The sequence below is a fragment of the Vibrio sp. 10N.222.52.B12 genome (assembly GCF_002875385.1).
In the GTDB taxonomy this organism is placed as follows: domain Bacteria; phylum Pseudomonadota; class Gammaproteobacteria; order Enterobacterales; family Vibrionaceae; genus Vibrio; species Vibrio jasicida.
Map to the genome: position 1 here is coordinate 1 of NZ_MDAW01000013.1, position 1,721 is coordinate 1,721.

A 1,721-nucleotide genomic window follows, 5' to 3' on the forward strand; every position below is an offset into this window, starting at 1 on the left:
TCAAATTAGGTTTCAATGAACTGAGTGACCAATCAAGTCTTCGGACTTGGCACAGTCAATTCATTATCATTCTGTTGGAATGATAATAGCTTTAAAATTACTTCTTACTTTCGAGTAAGGATGAGTTTTGAAGTCAGTATTCGTTGAGCCGAACAAAATCTTAAATTGAAGAGTTTGATCATGGCTCAGATTGAACGCTGGCGGCAGGCCTAACACATGCAAGTCGAGCGGAAACGACTTAACTGAACCTTCGGGGAACGTTAAGGGCGTCGAGCGGCGGACGGGTGAGTAATGCCTAGGAAATTGCCCTGATGTGGGGGATAACCATTGGAAACGATGGCTAATACCGCATGATGCCTACGGGCCAAAGAGGGGGACCTTCGGGCCTCTCGCGTCAGGATATGCCTAGGTGGGATTAGCTAGTTGGTGAGGTAATGGCTCACCAAGGCGACGATCCCTAGCTGGTCTGAGAGGATGATCAGCCACACTGGAACTGAGACACGGTCCAGACTCCTACGGGAGGCAGCAGTGGGGAATATTGCACAATGGGCGCAAGCCTGATGCAGCCATGCCGCGTGTGTGAAGAAGGCCTTCGGGTTGTAAAGCACTTTCAGTCGTGAGGAAGGTGGTAGTGTTAATAGCACTATCATTTGACGTTAGCGACAGAAGAAGCACCGGCTAACTCCGTGCCAGCAGCCGCGGTAATACGGAGGGTGCGAGCGTTAATCGGAATTACTGGGCGTAAAGCGCATGCAGGTGGTTTGTTAAGTCAGATGTGAAAGCCCGGGGCTCAACCTCGGAATAGCATTTGAAACTGGCAGACTAGAGTACTGTAGAGGGGGGTAGAATTTCAGGTGTAGCGGTGAAATGCGTAGAGATCTGAAGGAATACCGGTGGCGAAGGCGGCCCCCTGGACAGATACTGACACTCAGATGCGAAAGCGTGGGGAGCAAACAGGATTAGATACCCTGGTAGTCCACGCCGTAAACGATGTCTACTTGGAGGTTGTGGCCTTGAGCCGTGGCTTTCGGAGCTAACGCGTTAAGTAGACCGCCTGGGGAGTACGGTCGCAAGATTAAAACTCAAATGAATTGACGGGGGCCCGCACAAGCGGTGGAGCATGTGGTTTAATTCGATGCAACGCGAAGAACCTTACCTACTCTTGACATCCAGAGAACTTTCCAGAGATGGATTGGTGCCTTCGGGAACTCTGAGACAGGTGCTGCATGGCTGTCGTCAGCTCGTGTTGTGAAATGTTGGGTTAAGTCCCGCAACGAGCGCAACCCTTATCCTTGTTTGCCAGCGAGTAATGTCGGGAACTCCAGGGAGACTGCCGGTGATAAACCGGAGGAAGGTGGGGACGACGTCAAGTCATCATGGCCCTTACGAGTAGGGCTACACACGTGCTACAATGGCGCATACAGAGGGCAGCAAGCTAGCGATAGTGAGCGAATCCCAAAAAGTGCGTCGTAGTCCGGATTGGAGTCTGCAACTCGACTCCATGAAGTCGGAATCGCTAGTAATCGTGGATCAGAATGCCACGGTGAATACGTTCCCGGGCCTTGTACACACCGCCCGTCACACCATGGGAGTGGGCTGCAAAAGAAGTAGGTAGTTTAACCTTCGGGAGGACGCTTACCACTTTGTGGTTCATGACTGGGGTGAAGTCGTAACAAGGTAGCGCTAGGGGAACCTGGCGCTGGATCACCTCCTTATACGAT

At 51.7% G+C, this 1,721-nt stretch carries 1 rRNA gene; it reads left to right on the forward strand.

The window, feature by feature from the left end:
* Window positions 1-162: 162 nt before the first annotated feature.
* Window positions 163-1,715, forward strand: a 16S ribosomal RNA gene (locus BCT11_RS00835).
* The last annotated feature ends 6 nt before the right edge of the window (window positions 1,716-1,721 follow it).